This is a genomic window from Saccharomonospora iraqiensis subsp. iraqiensis, assembly GCF_000430445.1.
GTDB classification, from domain to species: domain Bacteria; phylum Actinomycetota; class Actinomycetes; order Mycobacteriales; family Pseudonocardiaceae; genus Saccharomonospora; species Saccharomonospora iraqiensis.
Genome location: NZ_KE387132.1, coordinates 4,276 through 6,081 on the forward strand (window position 1 = coordinate 4,276; position 1,806 = coordinate 6,081).

Here is a 1,806-nt window from a genome sequence, read left to right on the forward strand (position 1 = left end):
GCTCGCCGCCGCGGCGGTCGCGCTGGAGCTGGGCTCCCCGGTGCCCGACGTGGCCGCGGATCTCGGGGCCGCCACCCGCCGGTCGGCCCGGCGGATGGAGGTCACCACCTCCGCCGACGGGGTCACCGTGCTGAACGACTCGTACAACGCCAACCCCGAGTCGGTGCGGGCCGCGTTGAAGACGCTGGCGTCGATGACCTCGGAAAGGCGATCTTGGGCGGTCCTCGGTGTCATGGGCGAACTGGGGGCCGATAGCGTGTCCGCGCACGACGAGATCGGTCGGCTCGCCGTCCGGCTCAACATCAACCGGCTCGTCGTGGTCGGCGAGCAGGCTGCCGCCATGCACCACGGCGCGAGTCACGAGGGTTCCTGGGGAGAGGAGTCGGTCCTGGTGCCGGACACCGATGCGGCGGTCGCGCTGCTGCGCGACCAGGTCCGGCCGGACGACGTCGTCCTCGTCAAGGCCTCGAAGGTTGCCGAGCTGTGGCGGGTAGCCGACGCGCTGTTGGGAGAAGGCGGTAGCGCGTGAGCCCGAACACATCACGACATGAGCAACGGAGCCGGACCATCGACGGCGGGACGAGCGGGAGGCACACAGCGTGATCAGCATCTTGATCGCGGCCTCCGTCGGGCTCGGTGTGTCGATCCTGCTCACCCCGTACCTGATCCGGCTGTTCTCCTATCAGGGATTCGGCCAGGAGATCCGGGAGGAGGGGCCACAGGGCCACAGGTCGAAACGCGGCACGCCCACGATGGGGGGCGTCGCCATCCTGGTCGCACTGGTGGCCGGATACTTCGTCGCCCATCTGGTGGATGTCTGGCGCGACTCGCCCAGTGACGGTCCCACCGCCTCCGGGCTGCTGGTGCTCTACCTCGCGGTGGGCCTGGGCCTGGTCGGGTTCCTGGACGACTTCATCAAGATCCGGAAGCAACGCAACCTCGGTCTGAACAAGACGGCCAAGCTCGTCGGCCAGCTCGTGGTGGCGCTCAGCTTCGCGGTGCTGGTGGTGCAGTTCCCGGACGCGAACGGCCTGACGCCGGCCTCGCAGAACCTGTCCTACGCGCGGGACCTCGAACTGATCGTGTTCCCGTTGCCGATCTTCATGCTGTTCTGCTACCTGCTGATCTCGGCGTGGTCCAACGCGGTGAACTTCACCGACGGCCTGGACGGGCTCGCCGGCGGCGCCGGGGCCATGGTGCTGGCCACGTACGTGGTGATCTCGTTCTGGCAGGCGCGGCTGAGCTGCGTGGAGGGCTACCAGGTCGGCTGCTACAACGTGCGGGACCCGCTGGACCTCGCGGTCGTCGCCGCCGCGGCGACCGGCGCCTGTGTGGGCTTCCTGTGGTGGAACGCCGCCCCCGCGAAGATCTTCATGGGGGACACCGGGTCGCTGGCGCTCGGCGGTCTCATCGCGGGGCTGTCCATGACGACCCGCACGGAGCTGCTCGCCATCGTGATCGGTGGTCTGTTCGTCGTCGAGATGATGTCGGTGGTGCTGCAGATCGCCATCTTCCGGACCACCCGCAAGCGGCTGTTCCGGATGGCGCCGTTCCACCACCACTTCGAGCTGGCCGGATGGGCGGAGACCACCGTCATCATCCGGTTCTGGCTGCTCGCGGCGATCTGCTGCATGTTCGGCCTCGGCCTGTTCTACAGTGAACAGCTCGGTCTCGGGGGCGGGTGACGATGCACGGTGCCGATCTCGCGGGCCGCACGGTGCTCGTCGCGGGTGCCGGGGTCACCGGCCGGTCCGTGGCGGGTGCGCTGGCGGCGGCGGGCGCCCACGTGACCGTCACCGACGGCGA

The 1,806-nt window shown here is 69.2% G+C and carries 2 protein-coding genes; both read left to right on the forward strand.

Annotation, left to right across the window (positions count from 1 at the left end; all coding sequences use genetic code 11):
* A partial coding sequence (locus ACTIR_RS26975) for a glutamate ligase domain-containing protein (RefSeq protein WP_034241173.1) occupies window positions 1-529 on the forward strand: 529 nt, incomplete at its 5' end.
* 70 nt (window positions 530-599) lie between these two features.
* Window positions 600-1,685 carry a phospho-N-acetylmuramoyl-pentapeptide-transferase gene (gene mraY, locus ACTIR_RS0119815; RefSeq protein WP_026455576.1) on the forward strand — a complete coding sequence of 362 codons (1,086 nt, stop codon included), beginning with the start codon at window positions 600-602 and terminating at the stop codon, window positions 1,683-1,685.
* Window positions 1,686-1,806: the final 121 nt, after the last annotated feature.